Source organism: Paenibacillus sp. A3, assembly GCF_001399685.1.
Taxonomy (GTDB): domain Bacteria; phylum Bacillota; class Bacilli; order Paenibacillales; family NBRC-103111; genus Paenibacillus_G.
This window is the reverse complement of the sequence record NZ_JTHN01000090.1, coordinates 28,687-46,391: the sequence shown is the minus strand read 5'-3', so window position 1 is coordinate 46,391 and position 17,705 is coordinate 28,687. Positions and strand designations below refer to the sequence as shown.

Annotated in this window: 18 protein-coding genes; 1 reads left to right on the top strand and 17 read right to left on the bottom strand. The window is 56.2% G+C overall.

All coding sequences use genetic code 11. The annotated features are described in order from the left end of the window. The 16 genes from QJ48_RS14145 to QJ48_RS14075 all read right to left on the bottom strand — a co-directional run. Window positions 1–215 (bottom strand): KH domain-containing protein (locus QJ48_RS14145; protein WP_054974210.1); only part of this gene is annotated, 215 nt, incomplete at its 3' end. Window positions 216–237: 22 nt separating this feature from the next. Further along, complete coding sequence (gene rpsP, locus QJ48_RS14140; protein ID WP_010501096.1) at window positions 238–510, bottom strand: 30S ribosomal protein S16; 273 nt, start codon at window positions 508–510, stop codon at window positions 238–240. 38 nt (window positions 511–548) lie between these two features. Beyond that, a complete protein-coding gene (gene ffh / locus QJ48_RS14135; RefSeq protein ID WP_054974209.1) occupies window positions 549–1,916 on the bottom strand; it encodes a signal recognition particle protein in 1,368 nt (455 codons plus the stop codon). A 30-nt stretch (window positions 1,917–1,946) separates the two neighbouring features. Further along, window positions 1,947–2,297: a putative DNA-binding protein gene (locus tag QJ48_RS14130; RefSeq protein ID WP_054974208.1), complete on the bottom strand. Its 351-nt coding sequence runs from the start codon at window positions 2,295–2,297 to the stop codon at window positions 1,947–1,949. A 168-nt stretch (window positions 2,298–2,465) separates the two neighbouring features. After that, entirely contained in the window at window positions 2,466–3,470 is a 1,005-nt protein-coding gene (gene ftsY, locus QJ48_RS14125) for a signal recognition particle-docking protein FtsY (protein WP_054974207.1), read from the bottom strand. A 32-nt stretch (window positions 3,471–3,502) separates the two neighbouring features. Continuing rightward, entirely contained in the window at window positions 3,503–7,078 is a 3,576-nt protein-coding gene (smc, locus tag QJ48_RS14120; protein WP_054974206.1) for a chromosome segregation protein SMC, read from the bottom strand. Between the two features lie 209 nt (window positions 7,079–7,287). After that, complete coding sequence (rnc, locus tag QJ48_RS14115) at window positions 7,288–7,992, bottom strand: ribonuclease III (protein ID WP_054974205.1); 705 nt, start codon at window positions 7,990–7,992, stop codon at window positions 7,288–7,290. A 106-nt stretch (window positions 7,993–8,098) separates the two neighbouring features. After that, window positions 8,099–9,337 carry a beta-ketoacyl-ACP synthase II gene (fabF, locus tag QJ48_RS14110; RefSeq protein WP_054974204.1) on the bottom strand — a complete coding sequence of 413 codons (1,239 nt, stop codon included), beginning with the start codon at window positions 9,335–9,337 and terminating at the stop codon, window positions 8,099–8,101. A 134-nt stretch (window positions 9,338–9,471) separates the two neighbouring features. Further along, entirely contained in the window at window positions 9,472–9,705 is a 234-nt protein-coding gene (acpP, locus tag QJ48_RS14105) for an acyl carrier protein (RefSeq protein ID WP_010501107.1), read from the bottom strand. Between the two features lie 170 nt (window positions 9,706–9,875). Continuing rightward, on the bottom strand, window positions 9,876–10,616 hold the full coding sequence (gene fabG, locus QJ48_RS14100; RefSeq protein ID WP_054974203.1) for a 3-oxoacyl-[acyl-carrier-protein] reductase: 741 nt from the start codon (window positions 10,614–10,616) through the stop codon (window positions 9,876–9,878). Between the two features lie 27 nt (window positions 10,617–10,643). Continuing rightward, the gene (gene fabD, locus QJ48_RS14095) at window positions 10,644–11,585 is read right to left on the bottom strand and encodes an ACP S-malonyltransferase (RefSeq protein WP_054974202.1); all 942 of its coding nucleotides are present in this window, start codon (window positions 11,583–11,585) and stop codon (window positions 10,644–10,646) included. A 104-nt stretch (window positions 11,586–11,689) separates the two neighbouring features. Beyond that, window positions 11,690–12,682 carry a beta-ketoacyl-ACP synthase III gene (locus tag QJ48_RS14090; protein WP_054974201.1) on the bottom strand — a complete coding sequence of 331 codons (993 nt, stop codon included), beginning with the start codon at window positions 12,680–12,682 and terminating at the stop codon, window positions 11,690–11,692. Window positions 12,683–12,684: 2 nt separating this feature from the next. Beyond that, entirely contained in the window at window positions 12,685–13,680 is a 996-nt protein-coding gene (plsX, locus tag QJ48_RS14085) for a phosphate acyltransferase PlsX (RefSeq protein WP_054974200.1), read from the bottom strand. Then, the gene (gene fapR, locus QJ48_RS14080) at window positions 13,664–14,272 is read right to left on the bottom strand and encodes a transcription factor FapR (protein ID WP_010501116.1); all 609 of its coding nucleotides are present in this window, start codon (window positions 14,270–14,272) and stop codon (window positions 13,664–13,666) included. Before fapR ends, plsX begins: the two co-directional genes overlap by 17 nt. A gap of 178 nt (window positions 14,273–14,450) precedes the next feature. Beyond that, window positions 14,451–14,624 (bottom strand): 50S ribosomal protein L32, encoded by a 174-nt coding sequence (gene rpmF, locus QJ48_RS35915; protein WP_010501119.1) that lies wholly within the window; start codon window positions 14,622–14,624, stop codon window positions 14,451–14,453. A gap of 40 nt (window positions 14,625–14,664) precedes the next feature. Then, window positions 14,665–15,192: a DUF177 domain-containing protein gene (locus QJ48_RS14075; protein WP_054974199.1), complete on the bottom strand. Its 528-nt coding sequence runs from the start codon at window positions 15,190–15,192 to the stop codon at window positions 14,665–14,667. Window positions 15,193–15,333: 141 nt separating this feature from the next. Between QJ48_RS14075 and QJ48_RS14070 the strand changes: the two genes are divergently transcribed. Continuing rightward, window positions 15,334–16,569: a nucleotidyltransferase gene (locus QJ48_RS14070; RefSeq protein WP_054974198.1), complete on the top strand. Its 1,236-nt coding sequence runs from the start codon at window positions 15,334–15,336 to the stop codon at window positions 16,567–16,569. A 3-nt stretch (window positions 16,570–16,572) separates the two neighbouring features. Here QJ48_RS14070 and QJ48_RS14065 read toward each other — a convergent pair whose 3' ends face one another. After that, window positions 16,573–17,658 carry a SepM family pheromone-processing serine protease gene (locus QJ48_RS14065; protein WP_237762910.1) on the bottom strand — a complete coding sequence of 362 codons (1,086 nt, stop codon included), beginning with the start codon at window positions 17,656–17,658 and terminating at the stop codon, window positions 16,573–16,575. Between the last annotated feature and the right edge of the window lie 47 nt (window positions 17,659–17,705).

Genomic DNA, 17,705 nt, shown 5'->3' with positions numbered 1-17,705 from the left:
ACCGAAACGCGTTTCGGTTCTTTCACTGCAGCGGATGTGACTACGGTGCGAAGCGCCTTGGCAATACGACCTTGCTTGCCGATTACCTTGCCGACATCGTCAGGGTGTACCGACAGCTCAAACGTAATGCTGCGGTCGTCCTCGACCGTATTCACGCGTACTTCTTCAGGATGATCCACCAACGCCTTGGCGATAACGGTAATAAGATCCTTCATCGTACCCTCCGAATCTTACAGATTACTTCTGCAGCTTAGACTCGTGAAATTTTGTCAAAATGCCAGCTTTGCTGAACAGGCTGCGAACTGTATCGGAAGCTTGCGCACCATTTTGGAGCCATTTCAGTGCTTTTTCCTCGTCGATATTCACAACGGCTGGTTGAGCAACCGGATTGTATGTGCCAATCTCTTCAATGAAACGACCGTCACGCGGGGAACGGGAATCCGAAACCACCACGCGGTAGAAAGGAGCTTTGTGAGCGCCCATACGCTTCAGACGAATGCGAGTTGCCATGTATATCACCTCCCCAATAGAGTTAAACATCGTTTATCTCAAAACGGGAATTTCATCCCGCGTCCGAGCTTCTTGAGGTTCTTCAGCTGTTTGGCCCCTTTGGGCCCCATCATGCCGGAGAACTGCTTCATCATCTTGCGCATATCTTCGAACTGCTTGATAAACCGGTTGACATCCTGCACGGAATTGCCGCTGCCCGCAGCCAGACGCTTACGCCGGCTCGGACTGAGCAGATCCGGATTCTGCCGCTCTTCTTTGGTCATCGACTTGACGATCGCGGCGACGCGAGCCATTTGCTTATCGTCGACCTTGACGTCCTTCATGCCCTTGATCTTGCCTGCGCCCGGCAGCATGTCGAGCAGTTGGTCCAGCGGACCCAGCTTCTTGACCTGCTCCATCTGCTCCAGGAAGTCGTCAAACGTGAATTCCGCGGTACGCAGCTTGCGTTCCATTTCCTTCGCCTTGTCCGCGTCGATGCTCGCTTGCGCTTTCTCGATCAGGGTGAGCATATCGCCCATGCCGAGAATCCGCGAAGCCATCCGCTCCGGATGGAACGGTTCGAGCGCATCCAGCTTCTCGCCCATCGCGGCAAACTTGATCGGGCAGCCGGTGACGGCTTTGACCGAAATCGCCGCCCCCCCGCGCGTATCGCCGTCGAGCTTGGTCAGCACGACGCCCGTCAGCTCAAGCTGCTTATGGAAGCTTTCGGCCACGTTGACGGCATCTTGCCCTGTCATCGCGTCGACTACCAGCAAAATCTCGTCGGGGCTGACCGCTTCGACGATTTGCTTCAATTCGTCCATCAAGCTTTCATCGATGTGCAGACGACCCGCGGTATCGACGATCAAATAATCGTTGTTATGATCCTTCGCATGCTGCAGCGCCTGCTTCGCAATCTCGACCGGGCTTACTTTGTCCCCAAGCGAGAACACCGGAACCTTCAACTGCTCGCCCAGCACTTGAAGCTGTTTGATCGCAGCCGGACGGTAAATGTCGCCTGCCGCCAGCAGCGGCCGATGATTTTGCTGGAGCAGCAGCTTCGCGAGCTTGCCTGTCGTCGTCGTTTTCCCTGCGCCCTGCAGACCGACCATCATAATGACCGTCGGCGGCTTGTTCGCCCGCGCCAGCTTGCTTTGCGTCCCGCCCATCAAGGCCGTCAGCTCTTTATTTACAATATCGACGACAACCATCGCCGGGGTAAAGCTTTGCAGCACTTCTTGTCCGATCGCCTGTTCCTTCACCTTGGCGATGAATTCCTTGACGACCTTAAAGTTGACATCCGCCTCAAGGAGCGCAAGCCGTACTTCCCGCAGCGCTTCGTTTACATCGTCCTCGGTCAGCTTGCCTTTACCTCTAAGCTTACTGAATACACTTTGCAGCCGGCTGGATAGTCCTTCGAATGCCACAGGTCGTCACCACCTTCCGGAGGGAATATGTTAGTCCAATTCGTTAAGCTTTTCCATGACGGCCTGAATCTCCATACGTTGAGGCTCCGGCAGACCGCCGCTAAGCGCCTCAAGCTGCCGCAGAAGCCGCAGCCGTTCTTCATGCTTCTCCAGAAGCCGCAGCTTGCCTTCATAATCCTCAAGTACCGATTCGGCCCTTTTAATATGTTCGTAAACCGCTTGACGGCTGATGCTGAATTCCGATGCGATCTCGCCAAGCGAATAATCGTCGTGAAAATAATGCTTCAAAAACATTTGCTGCTTTTCCGTCAGCAGCCGCTCATAGAAATCGAACAGCAGATTAATCCGATTCGTCTTTTGAAGGACATGTTCCTCCGTCATTCGTGCCTCACCCCCGTTAAGGTAAAACACTTTACAGCAAATCAACCTCACTTATCATACTGAAATTGAAGAGGGATGTCAAGCTTTTCTCCTTGTCAGGTCAAAAGCATAGATACAGCAGCAAAAACGGACAAGGCCCACCCTAAAAATGATCGGCAAAAAGCCGGCTTATTGACCGGCTTTTTCCTCTTCCTTTTCCGACTCAGCGATCCATTTGCTGAACAGCGCATGCACGAACTGATCGGAGTCGAACGCTTGCAGATCGTCCATCTTCTCGCCAAGGCCGACGAATTTGACCGGCAGCTTCAGCTCCTGGCGGATCGCGACGACAATACCGCCCTTGGCCGTTCCGTCCAGCTTGGTCAGCACCAAGCCGCTCAGACCGGATTTTTCGTCGAACAGCTTCGCCTGCTGCAGAGCGTTCTGTCCGGTCGTCGCATCGAGCACCAACAGCACCTCATGCGGCGCTTCCGGCACCTCGCGGCGGATGACGCGGTAAATTTTGTTCAGCTCTTCCATCAGGTTGACCTTGTTCTGCAGCCGGCCCGCCGTATCGCAGAGCAGCACGTCCACGCCGCGCGATTTGGCCGCATGCAGCGCGTCGTACATGACCGCCGCCGGGTCCGAGCCCGCCTGCTGCTTGATCACGTCGACGCCTACGCGGCGTCCCCATTCTTCCAGCTGCTCGATGGCTCCGGCACGGAACGTATCTCCGGCGGCAAGCAGCACTTTTTTGCCTTGGGATTTCAGCATATGCGCCATTTTGCCGATTGTCGTCGTTTTGCCGACGCCATTGACGCCTACGAACAAAATAACCGTGAGGCCGGACTCGGCCATGCGCAGCCCGGTTTGCTCCTGCCCTTTGAGCAGCGCGATCAGCATCTCGGACAAAATCGGCTGCAGCTCGCTCGGGTTCTCGATTTTGCGTTTGCGGACTTCGGCCCGCAGATCCTCGATCAGCTTCAGCACGGTGTTTACGCCCACATCGGCGCCGATCAGAATTTCCTCCAGCTCCTCGTAAAAATCCTCGTCGATTTTTTTGCGGCGGGAGAACAGATCTTCTACGCGCTCAACAAACACGTCTCTCGTTTTGGCCAAGCCTTCCTTGAATTTATTCGTCACCGTTTCGGCTTTGGTCGAAATCGCTTCTTTCAGTCGTTTAAAAAAGCTCACGGGGCACCTACCTCAATCTCAATATATCGGCATCAGCCGGCTTCCATAATGGCCTCGTCTTCTTCCAGACGGACGGATACGAGCTTCGATACGCCGCCCTCTTCCATCGTCACACCGTACAGCACGTCGGCTTCCTCCATCGTGCCTTTGCGGTGCGTTACGACGATAAATTGCGTCGACATCGAAAATTCGCGCAAATATTCGGCAAAGCGCGTCACGTTCGCCTCGTCCAGCGCCGCTTCGACCTCGTCGAGCACGCAGAAAGGCACGGGCTTGACCCGGATGATCGAGAAAAGCAGCGCAATGGCGGTCAGCGCCCGTTCGCCGCCGGAAAGCAGCTGCAGATTTTGCAGCTTTTTGCCCGGAGGCTGCGCTACGATCTCAATGCCCGTATCAAGCAAATTGTCCGGCTCCGACAAAATCAGGTCGGCCCGGCCGCCGCCGAACAGCTTCCCGAAAACGACGACAAAATGCGAACGGATCGCATCGAACGTGGAGCGGAATCGTCTTCCCATCTCCTCGTCCATCTCGCGGATCACGAGATAAAGCGCTGTTTTGGCCTCCACCAGATCGTTCTTCTGCTCCGCCAAAAACAAGTATCGCTCGTTAACACGCTGGTACTCTTCAATCGCCCCGAGGTTAACTTCCCCGAGAATGGCGATTTCGCGCTTCAGCTCGCGAACTTTATTTTGGGTGCCCGGAACATCCTCCGGTACGGGATAGCGCTCTTTCGCCAGCTCATAGCTGAGCTCGTAATCTTCGGAGAGCTTCTTGAGCAGGTTCTCCAGCTCCACGTCCAAGCGGTTCACCCGAACCTCCGTCTGATGGAGCTGTTCTTCGATCTGCCTCAGCTGGGTGCGCTGCTCTTTGGTTTTGCTTTCCTCGGCTTCGAGCTTGGCCATCCACTGCGCCCGCTCCGCGCGCTTCATATCCAGTTGCTCCGCGCATTGCTGCTTCTTCAGCTTCAAATCGTTAAGCTGCTCGATCTGCTGCACGGATTCCTGCTCATGATTCGCCATGTCCGAGTCGAGCTGCCGCTCCAGCTCGCAGTTCGTTTCCAGCTCGTGTTTGATCGTCTCCAGCTCATTGCGGGAACGGCGCTCCTGCTCGTGCAGCGACTGCTTCTCCTGCGATTGCGCCGCCACCTTCACCTTCAGATCCGTGAGCTGCGTTTGCAGCTCCTCTTTCTCCGACTCGCTCGCCTTACGGCGGATTTCGGCGTCGCGGATCGCCTGCTGCAGCTCGGCCTCCTGCCGCTGCAGCCGCTCCTGCGCCTCGAGAGCTTCCGTCCGACGGCGCTCCAGATCGCTGCGCTCGGCCGCCAGCGTTTCGCCGTCGGCGCCGTACAGCGCAAGCTGCTGGGCCACCTGCTTCGCTTCATGCTCCAACGGCTCAAGCGAAGCTCGAATCTGCTGCTCCTCGACCCGCCGGTTCTCGCCTTCCGCCCGCAGCTCGTCCAGCTTGCGCGTCGTTTCGCCGATTTCGCGGCGCAGCTCCTCCGCTTTGGCCCGGAAGCTTTTCAACTGGGTTTCGGACAGCGAAATGTCCTTATCCATGTCTTCAATTTGCCGTTGGCGGCTCAGAAGACTGGTCGTTTTCTTTTGTTGGCTGCCCCCACTCATCGAGCCGCCGGGGTTGACGACATCGCCCTCCAACGTGACCACGCGGTACCGGTACTGCACCCGGGCCGCGATCCGGTTAGCAACCTCCAGCGTATTCGCAATGATGACATTGCCGAGCAAGCTGCCGGCAATTTGCCGGTACGTATCTTCAAATTGCACCAAATCGACGGCTATGCCGACAAAGCCTTCCATTCCTTGAATCTGACGCTGTTCACCTTCCGGTATGGACCGGCTGCGAATAACGTCCAGCGGCAGAAACGTCGCCCGGCCGAGCTGACGGCGCTTTAGAAAGGCGATCGCATCCCTGCCGTTCGCTTCGTTATCCACGACGATATGCTGAAGCGCACCGCCCAGCGCCGTCTCCATGGCGACCTCCACATGGGCTGGCACCTTGACGAGCTCGGCCACCGCGCCGCGAATGCCGCGCAGATCGCCGCGGTCCTTCGCCTTCAGCACTTCCTTGACCCCATGCATAAAGCCGTCATAATCGTTCGCCATCTCGCGCATCGTATCGCGCCGCGACACCATGGAATCGATCTTCTGCTCCCACTTGCGGACGGCAGCCTGCGCCTCTTCCGAAAGCGTCTGCTTCGATTTCAATCCTTGGCTGAGCTCCAGATACTGATTCCGTACCTCCGCGATCGCGGCCACGGCTTCTTCAAGCTTCTTCTCCAGAGCCGCCTTGCGCTCTGCGATGCTCTCCTGCTGCTCCTGCCACTTGCGGTGCTCGTCGTCGAGCCGGTCCAGCCGGCGGCCGAGCGCTTCAAGCTGCTGCTCGGCATACCTCGCTTCATTGCGGGCATTGGCGGAATCGTTCAGCACTTCGAGCAGTTCGCCCTTCAGCCGCTCTTCCTCCGCGCTGCTGATGCCCCCCGTCACGCCAAGCAGCCGGTCTTCCTCGGCTTTCAGCTTGGCCTGCGTCTCCGCAAGCTCCGCTCCGATGGCGGCGATTTTTTCGCGCAACTGCGCAATTTCAGCCTCTTTATCAAGCACTCGCTGCTCCTGCTGGACGACGGCAAGCCGGATCTGGTTTTTATTGGAAGCGTAATTTTTTTTCCGCTCCTTCAGCACCTCGCCCTGGCCTTCGCATTTCTCAAAATCTTCACTGAGCTGAAGCAAATGCTGCTGCAATCCTTCAATCTCTTCCTCCAGCCGCCGCGTTTCCCAGCGTTCCTTCTCCAGCTCGGCGTCCTGCTTGCTGATCACGCCGGACAATTCGCGCTGCGATTCGCGAAGCTTCTCAAGCTGTGCGTTTGTCTCCGTCCAGCTTGCGTAAATTTGCTCGATCTGATGGACATACATCGCGATCTCGCTCGATTTGAGCTCTTCTTTCAGCTCTTTGAAGCGCACTGCCTTCTCTGACTGCACGCGCAGCGGCTCCAGCTGGTCTTCCAGCTCCGACACCAGATCGTGGATGCGCAGCAAATTTTGCTCCGTTTCCTGCAGCTTCTTTTCCGTTTCGCGCTTGCGCGATTTATATTTGACGATCCCCGAAGCTTCTTCAAAAATGCCTCGGCGGTCCTCCGATTTCGTGCTCAATATTTCTTCGATACGCCCCTGCCCGATAATCGAGTAAGCTTCCTTCCCGATTCCCGTGTCCATAAAGAGCTCGGTAATATCTTTGAGCCGGCAGGGTTGCTTGTTGATCATATATTCGCTTTCCCCGCTGCGATGCACGCGCCGGGTGACCGTCACTTCGCTGTAATCCAGCGGCAGCGACTGGCTCGCATTATCGAGCGTCAGCGAAACTTCGCCGTAATTGACGGCTTTGCGGGCATCGCTTCCGGCGAAAATAATATCTTCCATCTTGCCTCCGCGCAGCGACTTGGCGCTTTGTTCGCCAAGCACCCAGCGGATGCCGTCGGAGATGTTGCTTTTTCCGCTGCCGTTCGGCCCGACTACCGCCGTAATTCCTTGAACGAACTCCATCTCGGTCCGATCGGCAAACGATTTGAAGCCCGAGAGCTCGATACGTTTCAAAAACAACTTGGCTCACCTCTTACGGCTATTGTACCATATTCCGGACCTATAGTAGATACCGTCCGCAACAGCAGTCCGTCGATCTACACGCAGAGCTGCGATGTGACTTGCTATTTCTGACCGGATCGATGCCGGTTTTCGACAAACAGTCACGTTCTCCTGCAAAAAAAAGAGCGACGGCCCGCTGTACGGCCGTCACCTTCTGCGAACTTGCTTTATGGCTGTTCCACCTTGACCTCCAGCTTCGTGAGCGCTTCGGCGGCCGCATGCTGCTCCGCTTCCTTCTTGGAGCGGCCGAGTCCCCGACCGAGCATTTCCTCATGAAGATATACTTCCGCCGCGAACTCCCGCTCGTGCGCAGGTCCGCGTTCATCTACGATTTTGTATTCCAGTGGGCCCATATTATGCTGCTGGGTATGCTCTTGCAGAATCGTTTTGTAATCCGCCGTTAACAGACGCCCCTGCTGAGGCAGGCCCGGAAACATATGGCGGCTAAGAAAAGCGCGCACCGGCTCCAAACCTTGATCCAAGTAAAGCGCACCGATGAACGATTCGAACACATCTGCGAGCAGTGCCGGACGGGTTCGACCGCCGGTCAGCTCCTCTCCTTTGCCGAGCAGCACATAAGATCCGAATTCGAGCTGCTCGGCGAAGCCGACGAGCGAGGGCTCACAGACGATGGAGGCCCGCAATTTGGTCAATTCGCCTTCCGTGCGGTCCGGATACTTGTCGAACAAATATTCCGATACGGTCAGCTCCAAGACAGCGTCGCCGAGAAACTCCAGCCGCTCGTTGTCCTTGTGTTGGCCGATGCGATGTTCGTTCACGTAGGAAGAATGCGTAAATGCCTGCCGTAGAAGGTCGGGACGCCGGAACGAAATCCCCAGGTCCGCTTGCAGCTGTTTTAAGTTGCGATGCATATCTAATCACCTTCGTATAAGCAATTTGTTTCGTGGAGATTGAATACGTACAACCAACTCCACGAAACAATGTTATAGTTTAGCCAACGCCGTGAAGTCTATGCCCTTAAGCCTCGTACTTTTGCAGGATGACCGTTGCGTTGTGGCCGCCGAAGCCGAACGAGTTCGACATCACGATGCGCAGATCGGACGGGCGCGGCGTATTCGGCACGTAATCCAGATCGCATTCGGGATCCTGATTGTCGAGATTGATCGTCGGCGGGATAACGCCATGCTTCAAGGCCAGTGCGCAGATGAGCGCTTCCACGCCCCCCGCTGCGCCAAGCAAGTGACCCGTCATCGACTTCGTCGAGCTGACAGCCAGCTTGTAAGCGTGTTCGCCGAACGCCTGCTTAATCGCGGTCGTCTCCGATTTGTCGCCGATCGGCGTCGAAGTGCCGTGCGCGTTGATATAATCGATCGCTTCAAACGGAATGCCGGCGTCTTTGACGGCTTTGACCATGCAGCGGGCAGCGCCGTCCGGATCCGGATCGGTCATATGATGCGCGTCTCCGCTCATGCCGTAGCCGATCACTTCGCCGTAAATGCGGGCTCCACGCTTCTGCGCATGCTCCAGCGATTCCAGAATGAGAATGCCGGCGCCTTCGCCCATGACAAACCCGTCGCGATCCGTATCGAACGGACGGCTCGCTTTTTCCGGTTCGTCGTTGCGGGTCGACATGGCGCGCAGCGCGCAAAAACCTGCAACGCCCGTCGGGCTGATCGTCGCTTCCGCGCCGCCGCAGATCATGACGTCCGCATCGCCGTGCAGGATCGTCTTGAAGGCGTCTCCAATGGAGTGCGTACCTGTCGCACAGGCGGTAACGGCCGTGCTGTTCGGTCCTTTGGCTCCCGTAATCATCGAGATTTGCCCTGACGCCATGTTGGCGATCATCATCGGAATAAAGAACGGGCTGACCCGCTTCGGTCCCTTTTCGAGCAAAATTTTATGCTGCTCTTCCCAAGTCGACAAGCCGCCGATCCCCGAGCCGACATAAACGCCGACCCGTTCCGGATCGGTATCTTCTTTGACATTCAGCCCTGCATCCTTCAAGGCCGTTATAGTGGCGGCTACGGCAAATTGCACGAAGCGGTCCATGCGGCGGGCTTCTTTTTTGTCAAAATAATCTTCCGGATTGAAATCTTTAATTTCTGCGGCGATCCGTGTCGGATATTCGCTGACGTCAAACGATTCAATCGCGCTGACGCCGGACTTTCCGGACAGCAGATTGCCCCAAAAGGTTTCAAGATCGCGTCCAAGCGCGGACATCACGCCGAGACCCGTAATAACGACTCTTTGCTTCATGCTGTAATTCACCTCTATCGTAAATAACCTTCGTTATGTACTTCATTCGTAAGGGGTCAAGCTCGCTGGTGCGCGCAGTTATGCATGGAATGGAGATAAGTCCCGTTTATCCAAGAAAAACGGGACTTATGCGTTTACGTATGAGATTTTATGTACTCAACTACTTGACCTACAGTAGTGATCTTCTCTGCATCTTCATCAGAGATTTCCATATCAAACTCATCTTCCAATTCCATAACCAATTCCACGACATCGAGAGAATCGGCACCTAAATCATCTTTAAAAGAAGCCTCAAGGGTCACTTCCGCTTCGTCAACGCCGAGACGGTCCACAACGATGCGTTTTACGCGATCCAAAACGTCGGACATCCGGTTCACCTCCTCTTTGGTATTATACTTAACTTATGGACAAAATGCCATAGTAAAGCCTCGTTTAGTGCGAAAAAAAACTATTTTCGCCAAAAAATTCAATTTTTGCGGCAACTCTGGCAGTGCGATGCAAGTGCCCGCACCTCCGCCCATTGTTGCCGCAAGCCGCGCTACATATACATGCCGCCGTCGACATGAAGCGTCTGCCCCGTCATATAGGACGAATCGTCGGACGCCAAAAATATCACCGCTTTGGAAATGTCTTCCGGTTGGCCCAAGCGGGCCAGCGGAACTTGCGACGCAAGTTGCGAGCGCAGGTCTTCAGCGAGCTTGTCCGTCATATCGGTCTCGATAAAACCGGGAGCCACACAGTTGACGTTAATACCTCTCGAAGCAAGCTCTTTCGCCGCCGATTTGGTCATACCGATGACGCCGGCTTTGGCGGCTACATAGTTCATCTGACCGGCATTCCCCATCGCTCCGACAACGGACGAGATGTTGATGATCCGTCCCGAACGCTGTTTCATCATCGGGCGCGTAGCCGCTTTTACGCAGTTGAATACGCCTTTCAGATTCGTCTCGATCACTTGATCGAACTCCTCTTCCTTCATGCGCATAATCAGGTTATCCCGCGTAATTCCCGCGTTGTTGACCAAAATATCGATCCGGCCGAACGCTTCCAGGACGAGCTTGAACATCTCATCGACTTCCTGCACGGAACCGACGTTCGCTTTCACCTTAAACGACTTGCGTCCCAGCCCTTCGATGGCTTGCACAACTTCCGCCGCCGCCGCTTCGCTGCCCGCGTAGTTGACGACCACATCGGCCCCCGCTTCCGCGAGACCGATGGCGATGGCCCGACCGATGCCGCGAGAGGCGCCGGTAACCAGTGCTACCTTACCCGTTAGCATGCGCTAATCCCTCCCATGAATAATCGTTTATTCCGTCGTTTCCAGCTGAAATTTCTCGATGGCTTCCAGACTGTTGATGGAATACACTTTCGCACTGCGGTCGATTTTCTTGATCAGACCTGCCAGAACGGTGCCGCTGCCGATTTCGACAAACGTGTCCACACCCTGTCCGAGCAGCCATGCCACGCTGTCTTCCCACAGTACGGAGGAATGTACTTGATCGATCAACAGCTGCTTAATTTCCGCCGGCTCCTGCACCGGCAGCGCCGTCACGTTGGCTACGACCGGAACGGCCGCCGCTTTCATTTCGACGGATTCCAGCACGCCGCCGAGACGCTCGGAAGCGGGTTTCATCAACGAGGAATGAAACGGCCCGCTAACCTCAAGCGGAATCACGCGTTTCGCGCCAGCTTCTTTGCCGCGTTCAACGAGGGCCTGCACCCCTTCCTTGCTGCCGGAAACAACGATCTGCCCCGGGCAGTTCAGGTTCGCAAGCTCGACGACGGTTCCTTGCCCGCTGACGTCCGAGCACAGCTGCCGCAGCACTTCGCGCTCGGCGCCGAGCACGGCTGCCATAGCGCCTTGTCCGCTCGGCACCGCCTGCTCCATGAACTCGCCGCGTGCGCGTACCGTACGGACTGCGTCTTCAAAGCTCAGCACGCCTGCAGCCACAAGAGCACTGTACTCGCCAAGGCTGTGCCCCGCGGCATAATCCGGCTGAAGGCCATGGCGCGCGCGAAACAGCTCCAGATAGGCTATGCTGGTTGTAAGCAGCGCAGGCTGTGTATTAACGGTAAGCTTCAGCTCTTCCTCCGGACCATCGAAGACGATGCGGGTGAGAGGGAAGCCGAGCGCCTTGTCGGCCGATTCAAAAATGCCCCGCGCGGCGGCATCCGCTTCATAAACGTCTTTCCCCATCCCTACCGCCTGGGCCCCTTGACCCGGGAATACGAATGCGATTTTCCCCATATCCGATTCTCCTTTATTACCGACTGCCGACCTTCCGAACGAACCGGAAAGGCCGCTCCTGCTCGAAGCTATATTCAATCCTGGTTACCGGAAAGGTCTCCCGTCTACCACACCAAGACGGAAGCCCCCCAAGTCAAGCCCCCGCCGAAGCCGACAAGCACCAGACAGTCGCCTTCTTTGACCCGTCCGGACTCCGCTGCCTCCGCAAGAGCGATCGGAATCGATCCTGCCGACACATTGCCGTATTTGTGCAGGTTGATCATGCATTTGTCCTCGCTCAAATTCAGCTTCTGCAGCGCGGACTGAATGATGCGGATATTCGCCTGATGCGGCACGAGCAAATCCACCTCGGACTTGTCGATTCCCGCCTTGCGCAGCGCCTCTTCCGCGGCGCTTCCCATAATGCGGACGGCGAATTTGAACACCTCGCTGCCGGCCATGTAGATGAAATGCTGCTTGCCTTCCAGACTCTGCGGCGATGCCGGGCAGCGGGAGCCGCCAGCAGCGACGTTCAGCAGCGTGCCGCCCGCGCCGTCCGCGCCAAGCTCGAACGATTTAAACCCGCGGCCTTCCGGCACCTCTCCGAGCACGACCGCGCCTGCACCGTCTCCGAACAAAATACATGTGTTCCGGTCAGTGTAGTCCGTAATTTTAGACAAACACTCCGCGCCTACGACAAGCGCATATTTATACGTTCCGGTGGCGATGAAATTCGCGGCGTTGGCCAAGCTGTAGATAAATCCCGAGCAAGCTGCCGACAGATCGAAGGCGGCCGCTTTTTTGGCCCCCAGCTTGTCCTGCAAAATACATGCCGTCGACGGAAACGCCATATCCGGGGTAACGGTCGCCACGATAATCAAATCGATCTCTTCCGGCGCGATGCCCGCGTTCTGCAGGGCGATTTTCGAAGCTTCATAGGCCAAGTCCGACGATGCTTGCTCCGCGGAAGCAATGCGGCGTTCGCGGATGCCGGTACGGGTGACGATCCATTCGTCGTTTGTGTCCACCATTTTTTCCAGCTCGAAATTGGTCAGTACCTTCTCAGGCACATATTTTCCCGTTCCGAGAATGCCTACAGGCTTTAAGCTGCTATTCATAATTACTCGCTCCCGTTGCTGATTTCCGCAGAAATGCTGCGGACCAAATCGTTTTTCAAAGCGACCCGGGCTTGACGCACCGCATTTTTAAAAGCTACGCCGTTGGACGAGCCGTGGCTTTTGAGCACCAGACCGTTAATGCCCAGCAAAGGCGCTGCGCCATGTTCGGTGTAATCCATTTTTTTGCGGAATTGGCTGAGGCCCTTCTTCACCGCCGCCGCCGCAAGCTTCGTGTACCACGTACGCATAAATTGTTCTTTTAAGACGGAAAAGATGACCGAGGCCGCCCCTTCCATCGATTTAAGCATAATATTCCCCGCAAAGCCGTCGCATACGATGACGTCGCAAGGCTTCCGGAGCACGTCGCGCGACTCCACGTTGCCTATGAAGCGGATCGGCGCCTGCTCAAGCAGCGGAAAAGCCGCTTTCGTCAGCTCGTTGCCTTTCATCGCTTCCGTGCCCACATTAAGGAGACCGACGCGCGGCTCGGCCACTCCGTGCACCTTGCTTCGATACAAGCTGCCCATGATGGCGTACTGCACCAGATGCTCCGCCGTCGCGTCCATATTTGCTCCGAGGTCGAGCGCAAGAATCCCTTCCCCGTCAACCGTCGGCAGCATCGGCGCAAGCGCCGGACGCTCGATCCCTTTGATCCGGCCGACGACCAGGAGGCCCGTCGTCATCAACGCTCCCGTATTGCCCGCCGAGATCATGGCGCCTACTTCCTGCTCCTTCACCATACGGCCGGCGACGACCATCGAAGCGTCTTTTTTGCGTCGCACCGCTTTCACCGGCTCGTCATCCGCTTCGATCGTCTCGCTTGCGTGTCTCAACTCCAGATTCGCAAGCTTCTTGCCTTGAAGCAATGGCTCCAGCACGCTTGTATCTCCAACCAGCACAATCGTCGTATCCGGCCATTCTTCGGCCGCCGCGATCGCCCCATCCACCGCTGCCTGCGGCGCATGGTCTCCGCCCATCGCGTCAATCGCTATCCGCATGAAGCTCTCCTCCTTCATGCCGATCTTTGCTCGCATGATAAATGATGAAATTCCCTTGGAATACTACTTCGTCTCCGACGTATGTAAAAACTTCGACCTTCGCCTTGCCTTTGGAGATCGAACGGACATAAGCCTTGGCAATGCACTTCTCCTGCAGTTTGACCGGCCGTACGAAGCGGATGTCCGCAGCGGCGGTCAGCGCCACCTTATCGTTGATCAGCGCAACGGCCAAGGAATTGGCCTGAGAAAATATATGATGACCCCGGGCGATTTTCGTCCGGGAGAACACATGCTCTTCTCGAATTTCGAACATGGAAATGCCGCTCTTGTCGAGCTGCAGATCAATGACATCCCCGATGACTTCATGCAGCGGAAGCGAACGCACCTGATCGTACGATTGTTCCGCCATCAGCTTCATCCGCTCGCGCAGCTCGGGAATGCCCAGCTCGAGCCGGTCCAGACGGATCGTCTGGATGCTGACTTGAAACAGCTTCGTCAGCTCTTCATCCGTAATAAACGGGTTTTCTTCGATCGCTTTGGCCAACTGCTGCTGGCGCTGTCGTTTCGGAAGGCGTTCGATAACGAGCACCACCTTTTTTAGCTTGAACTAGGGAGGTCCCCACCTGATGCATATGACATGGCACTATCTCTTATGACCAAGTCACAAAGCAAAGTATACTGGATTCTGCTTGAAAAGGGAAGCGCAGGCAGACAAAAAAAATAGCACTGCACCTAAAGGTGGAGTACTATCTCTTTTGTCTGCAGGAAGATTATTGGCTAATAATCTCTCTTTTTTTGTATTGACCGCAAACCTTGCAAACTCGGTGAGCCAATTTCAATTCACCGCAATTGTCACACTTTACCATGCCCGGTACTTCCAATTTAAAATGAGTACGACGCTTGTCGCGGCGCGTTTTGGATGTTCTCCTTTGAGGTACTGCCATATTTCCCACCTCCTTCAACGAATTCAGCCTGCGTTCCTGGTTACGATCGGTCTTTAAAAAAATCCGCAAGTCCGGCCAAACGCGGGTCCACCTTCTCCGTCTTGCATTCGCAAGCCTTCTCGTTCCGGTTCGTTCCGCACACGGGACACAGTCCTTGACAATTTTCACTGCACAGCGGGATGAACGGCAGCGCCATCAGGACGCTTTCCGCCAAATAGGGCTTCAGCTCAAACCGGTCCTCGGAGACATACAGCACGTCTTCCTCGTCCTGGTCCTCATCCTCGGACTCTTCCAGCTCTTGCTCTTCGCCTTTCACAAACGTCTCATGAAACGGAATCGTCAAATGCTGTCCGACCGGGGACAAGCAGCGCGAGCACGATTGCTCCACATCGATGTCCAGTTCGCCGGTGACTTCGGCCGTGCCGGCCTTGTCCCGAGCTTCCAAACGCACCTGCAGCGGGCCGTACCCGAGCAGACTTCCGGACTTCGGCAGAATGTCTGTCATATCTTCCGTGCCTTCGATCCGGATCGTGCCTTTGGATGCCAAATCTTTCAAATGTATAAACATGAGTATCACCCCAAACAAACAAAGATTATTATATCGACTTCGGTTCCGTTTTGTCAACATTTTCAGTTCATGCTATAGTGATTAATCATAATCGTTCATGGCAAAAGAAGCTTGAAACCCTAACCGGGAGGAATCGTCCGCATGTCAACCGTCGGCCTTGTCGTCGAATACAACCCGCTGCATAACGGTCACTACTATCATTACCAACAATCGAAAAAGGTAACGGGAGCAGACAGCGCGATTTGCATCATGAGCGGGAACTTTCTTCAGCGCGGCGAACCGGCGGTCGTGAACAAATGGGCGCGGGCCGAGATGGCGCTCCGCATGGGAGCCGACCTCGTCCTGGAGCTGCCGGTCGCCTATAGCGCCCAGCCGGCGGAATGGTTCGCCTTCGGCGCCGTCTCCGCGCTCGACGCTACCGGGCTCGTCGACAGCCTCTGCTTCGGCAGCGAAAGCGGCGACATCGGTTGGCTCGAAGCGGCAGCCGATGTCTTGCAGGACGAGCCCGCTCCGCTGCGGGAGCTGCTGCAGCAGGAGCTGAAAGCCGGCGTCCCGTATCCGGCCGCCTACAGCCGCGCCGTAGCGCAGCTCGTACCGGGCGCGGACGAAAGCAAACTCGCCAAGCCGAACAATACGCTCGGGCTGCATTATCTGATCGCCCTGCGGCGGCTTCGCAGCGGCATCCGTCCGCAAACGATTGCAAGGACGAAAGCCGAATACAATCAGACCGACATCACGGACGGGCGTATTGCAAGCGCTACCGCTCTGCGCAAGCTGCTCTTTGAGGAACGTACTTTGCACGCCCTCCGCCCTTATGCGCCTGTGCCGACGCTGGATATTTTGGAGCGGGAATGGCAAGCCGGACGCGCGCCGGTCGATTGGGAGCGCTTTGCGAAGCCGCTGCTGCTGCAGCTCATGCACCATACTCCGGAGCAGCTAGCGACGTTCCATGAGGTCACGGAAGGGTTGGAGCACCGCATCCGGCAGGCACTGACCGAGACAACAGCTCCTGACGAGGGCTGTGTCGCTTCACTGCTGGACCGACTCAAAACGAAGCGCTATACGCGGACCAAGCTGCAGCGCACCTTGCTGCGCATTTTGCTGAATCACACCAAAGAAGAGCTCTCCGCCGAAACACTCGGCCAGGGTGTGCCGTACCTGCGCGTGCTTGGCTTCCGTCCGAAAGGAAGAGAGCTGCTCCGACGAATGAAAACAACGGCGAAGGTCCCCGTCGTCACCAAAGTAACGGACACGCTTTCGCCGCTGCTCGCGATGGATATCCGCGCTACCTCTGTCTATGCGCTCGGATATGAGACGCCTACTCCCCGCGATTGGTTCGCGGATTACTATGAACCGCCGGTCGTTGTGACCGATTAATACTTAACTTCCCGGTTTCGCCGGCAGCTTCGCCAAATAGTCCAAAGCCTCGTCCATCGTGGCCACCGGAACGACGGTCATCTTGGTCCCCAGTTCGTCGGCACGCTTCTTCGCGTCCGAATAATTGGGGATTGTCTGCCCGGTCGGAGCTTTATAATCTGTGGGACTGAAAAAGATTTCGGCACCCGCCCGGTCGGCCGCTACGATTTTATGCTGAATGCCCCCGATGACGCCGACATGGCCTTCCGGATCGATCTCTCCGGTTCCCGCAACCTTGTAGCCTTTTGTAATATCGCCGGGCGCCAGCCGGTTATAAATTTCCAGCGAAAACATCAGGCCCGCCGACGGCCCTCCAATGTCTCCCGCTTGAATGGTGACCTGCTGCTCTTCCGACTCGGCTTTCACGCTGTGCAATTCCGTCAATACGACCCCGAGCCCGACCCGCGAAGCTGCGGGTGCGGCGTTTGCCGGTTGTGCGCTTGGGTCGGCAGGCAGCGCGGCCAAAGCAATATCCTTCGTCTCGATTACGCCTTTGCGCTTGTAGCTGACCGAGACGGTCTCCCCCGCTTTTTTGCCTGTGACACCGCCTCGCACCTCTTCCATCGTTTGAATCGGTTTGTCGTCGATTTTCACGATCGTATCGCCGGCCCGAAGCACGTCATGCGCCGGGACATTCGGATACACCTGCTGGATGACGACGCCATCCTTGCTGATATGGTAAGGAATGTTCAGCCGTTTATACACCGCCTGAATCGCATCGGCCTGCGAGGTGATCATGACCACTTCCTGCCGCCGCGAATATTCCGCCTCGGTCTCATTGTTGCGGAGCAGCTCCCGCTTCAGGCGCAGCTCTTCGTAGGGCCGGATGTAAGACATCAAATAGCCGAATACGGTTGCGTCGGCCACCTGCACCGTGGTCAGCATGAACTTGCCTTTTTCCTCCGAGGCTTGTTTGACGTGAACCATCGGATGGATGTCCTCAGCCGTCCCCGGTTTAAAAATGTAGAGCGGCAAAGGCATAAAATAAACAACGTACAAAAGCGCTATCGCTGTAAAAACGGAAAAAACGACGCGTGACGCGCGTTTCATTTGTCTAGCCTCTCCCATTGATAGCTGTCCCCCCGGCCGTTCGCAAA

Coding starts and splice junctions, on each gene's coding strand:
- QJ48_RS14090 (WP_054974201.1), bottom strand. CDS start 12,682: ATGAATAGCAGCTTAAAGCCTGTAGGCATTCTCGGAACGGGAAAATAT.
- rnc (WP_054974205.1), bottom strand. CDS start 7,992: ATGCATCGCAACTTAAAACAGCTGCAAGCGGACCTGGGGATTTCGTTC.
- QJ48_RS14065 (WP_237762910.1), bottom strand. CDS start 17,658: ATGAAACGCGCGTCACGCGTCGTTTTTTCCGTTTTTACAGCGATAGCG.
- plsX (WP_054974200.1), bottom strand. CDS start 13,680: ATGCGGATAGCGATTGACGCGATGGGCGGAGACCATGCGCCGCAGGCA.
- fabG (WP_054974203.1), bottom strand. CDS start 10,616: ATGCTAACGGGTAAGGTAGCACTGGTTACCGGCGCCTCTCGCGGCATC.
- QJ48_RS14075 (WP_054974199.1), bottom strand. CDS start 15,192: ATGTTTATACATTTGAAAGATTTGGCATCCAAAGGCACGATCCGGATC.
- QJ48_RS14070 (WP_054974198.1), top strand. CDS start 15,334: ATGTCAACCGTCGGCCTTGTCGTCGAATACAACCCGCTGCATAACGGT.
- fabF (WP_054974204.1), bottom strand. CDS start 9,337: ATGAAGCAAAGAGTCGTTATTACGGGTCTCGGCGTGATGTCCGCGCTT.
- rpsP (WP_010501096.1), bottom strand. CDS start 510: ATGGCAACTCGCATTCGTCTGAAGCGTATGGGCGCTCACAAAGCTCCT.
- QJ48_RS14130 (WP_054974208.1), bottom strand. CDS start 2,297: ATGACGGAGGAACATGTCCTTCAAAAGACGAATCGGATTAATCTGCTG.
- fabD (WP_054974202.1), bottom strand. CDS start 11,585: ATGGGGAAAATCGCATTCGTATTCCCGGGTCAAGGGGCCCAGGCGGTA.
- acpP (WP_010501107.1), bottom strand. CDS start 9,705: ATGTCCGACGTTTTGGATCGCGTAAAACGCATCGTTGTGGACCGTCTC.
- rpmF (WP_010501119.1), bottom strand. CDS start 14,624: ATGGCAGTACCTCAAAGGAGAACATCCAAAACGCGCCGCGACAAGCGT.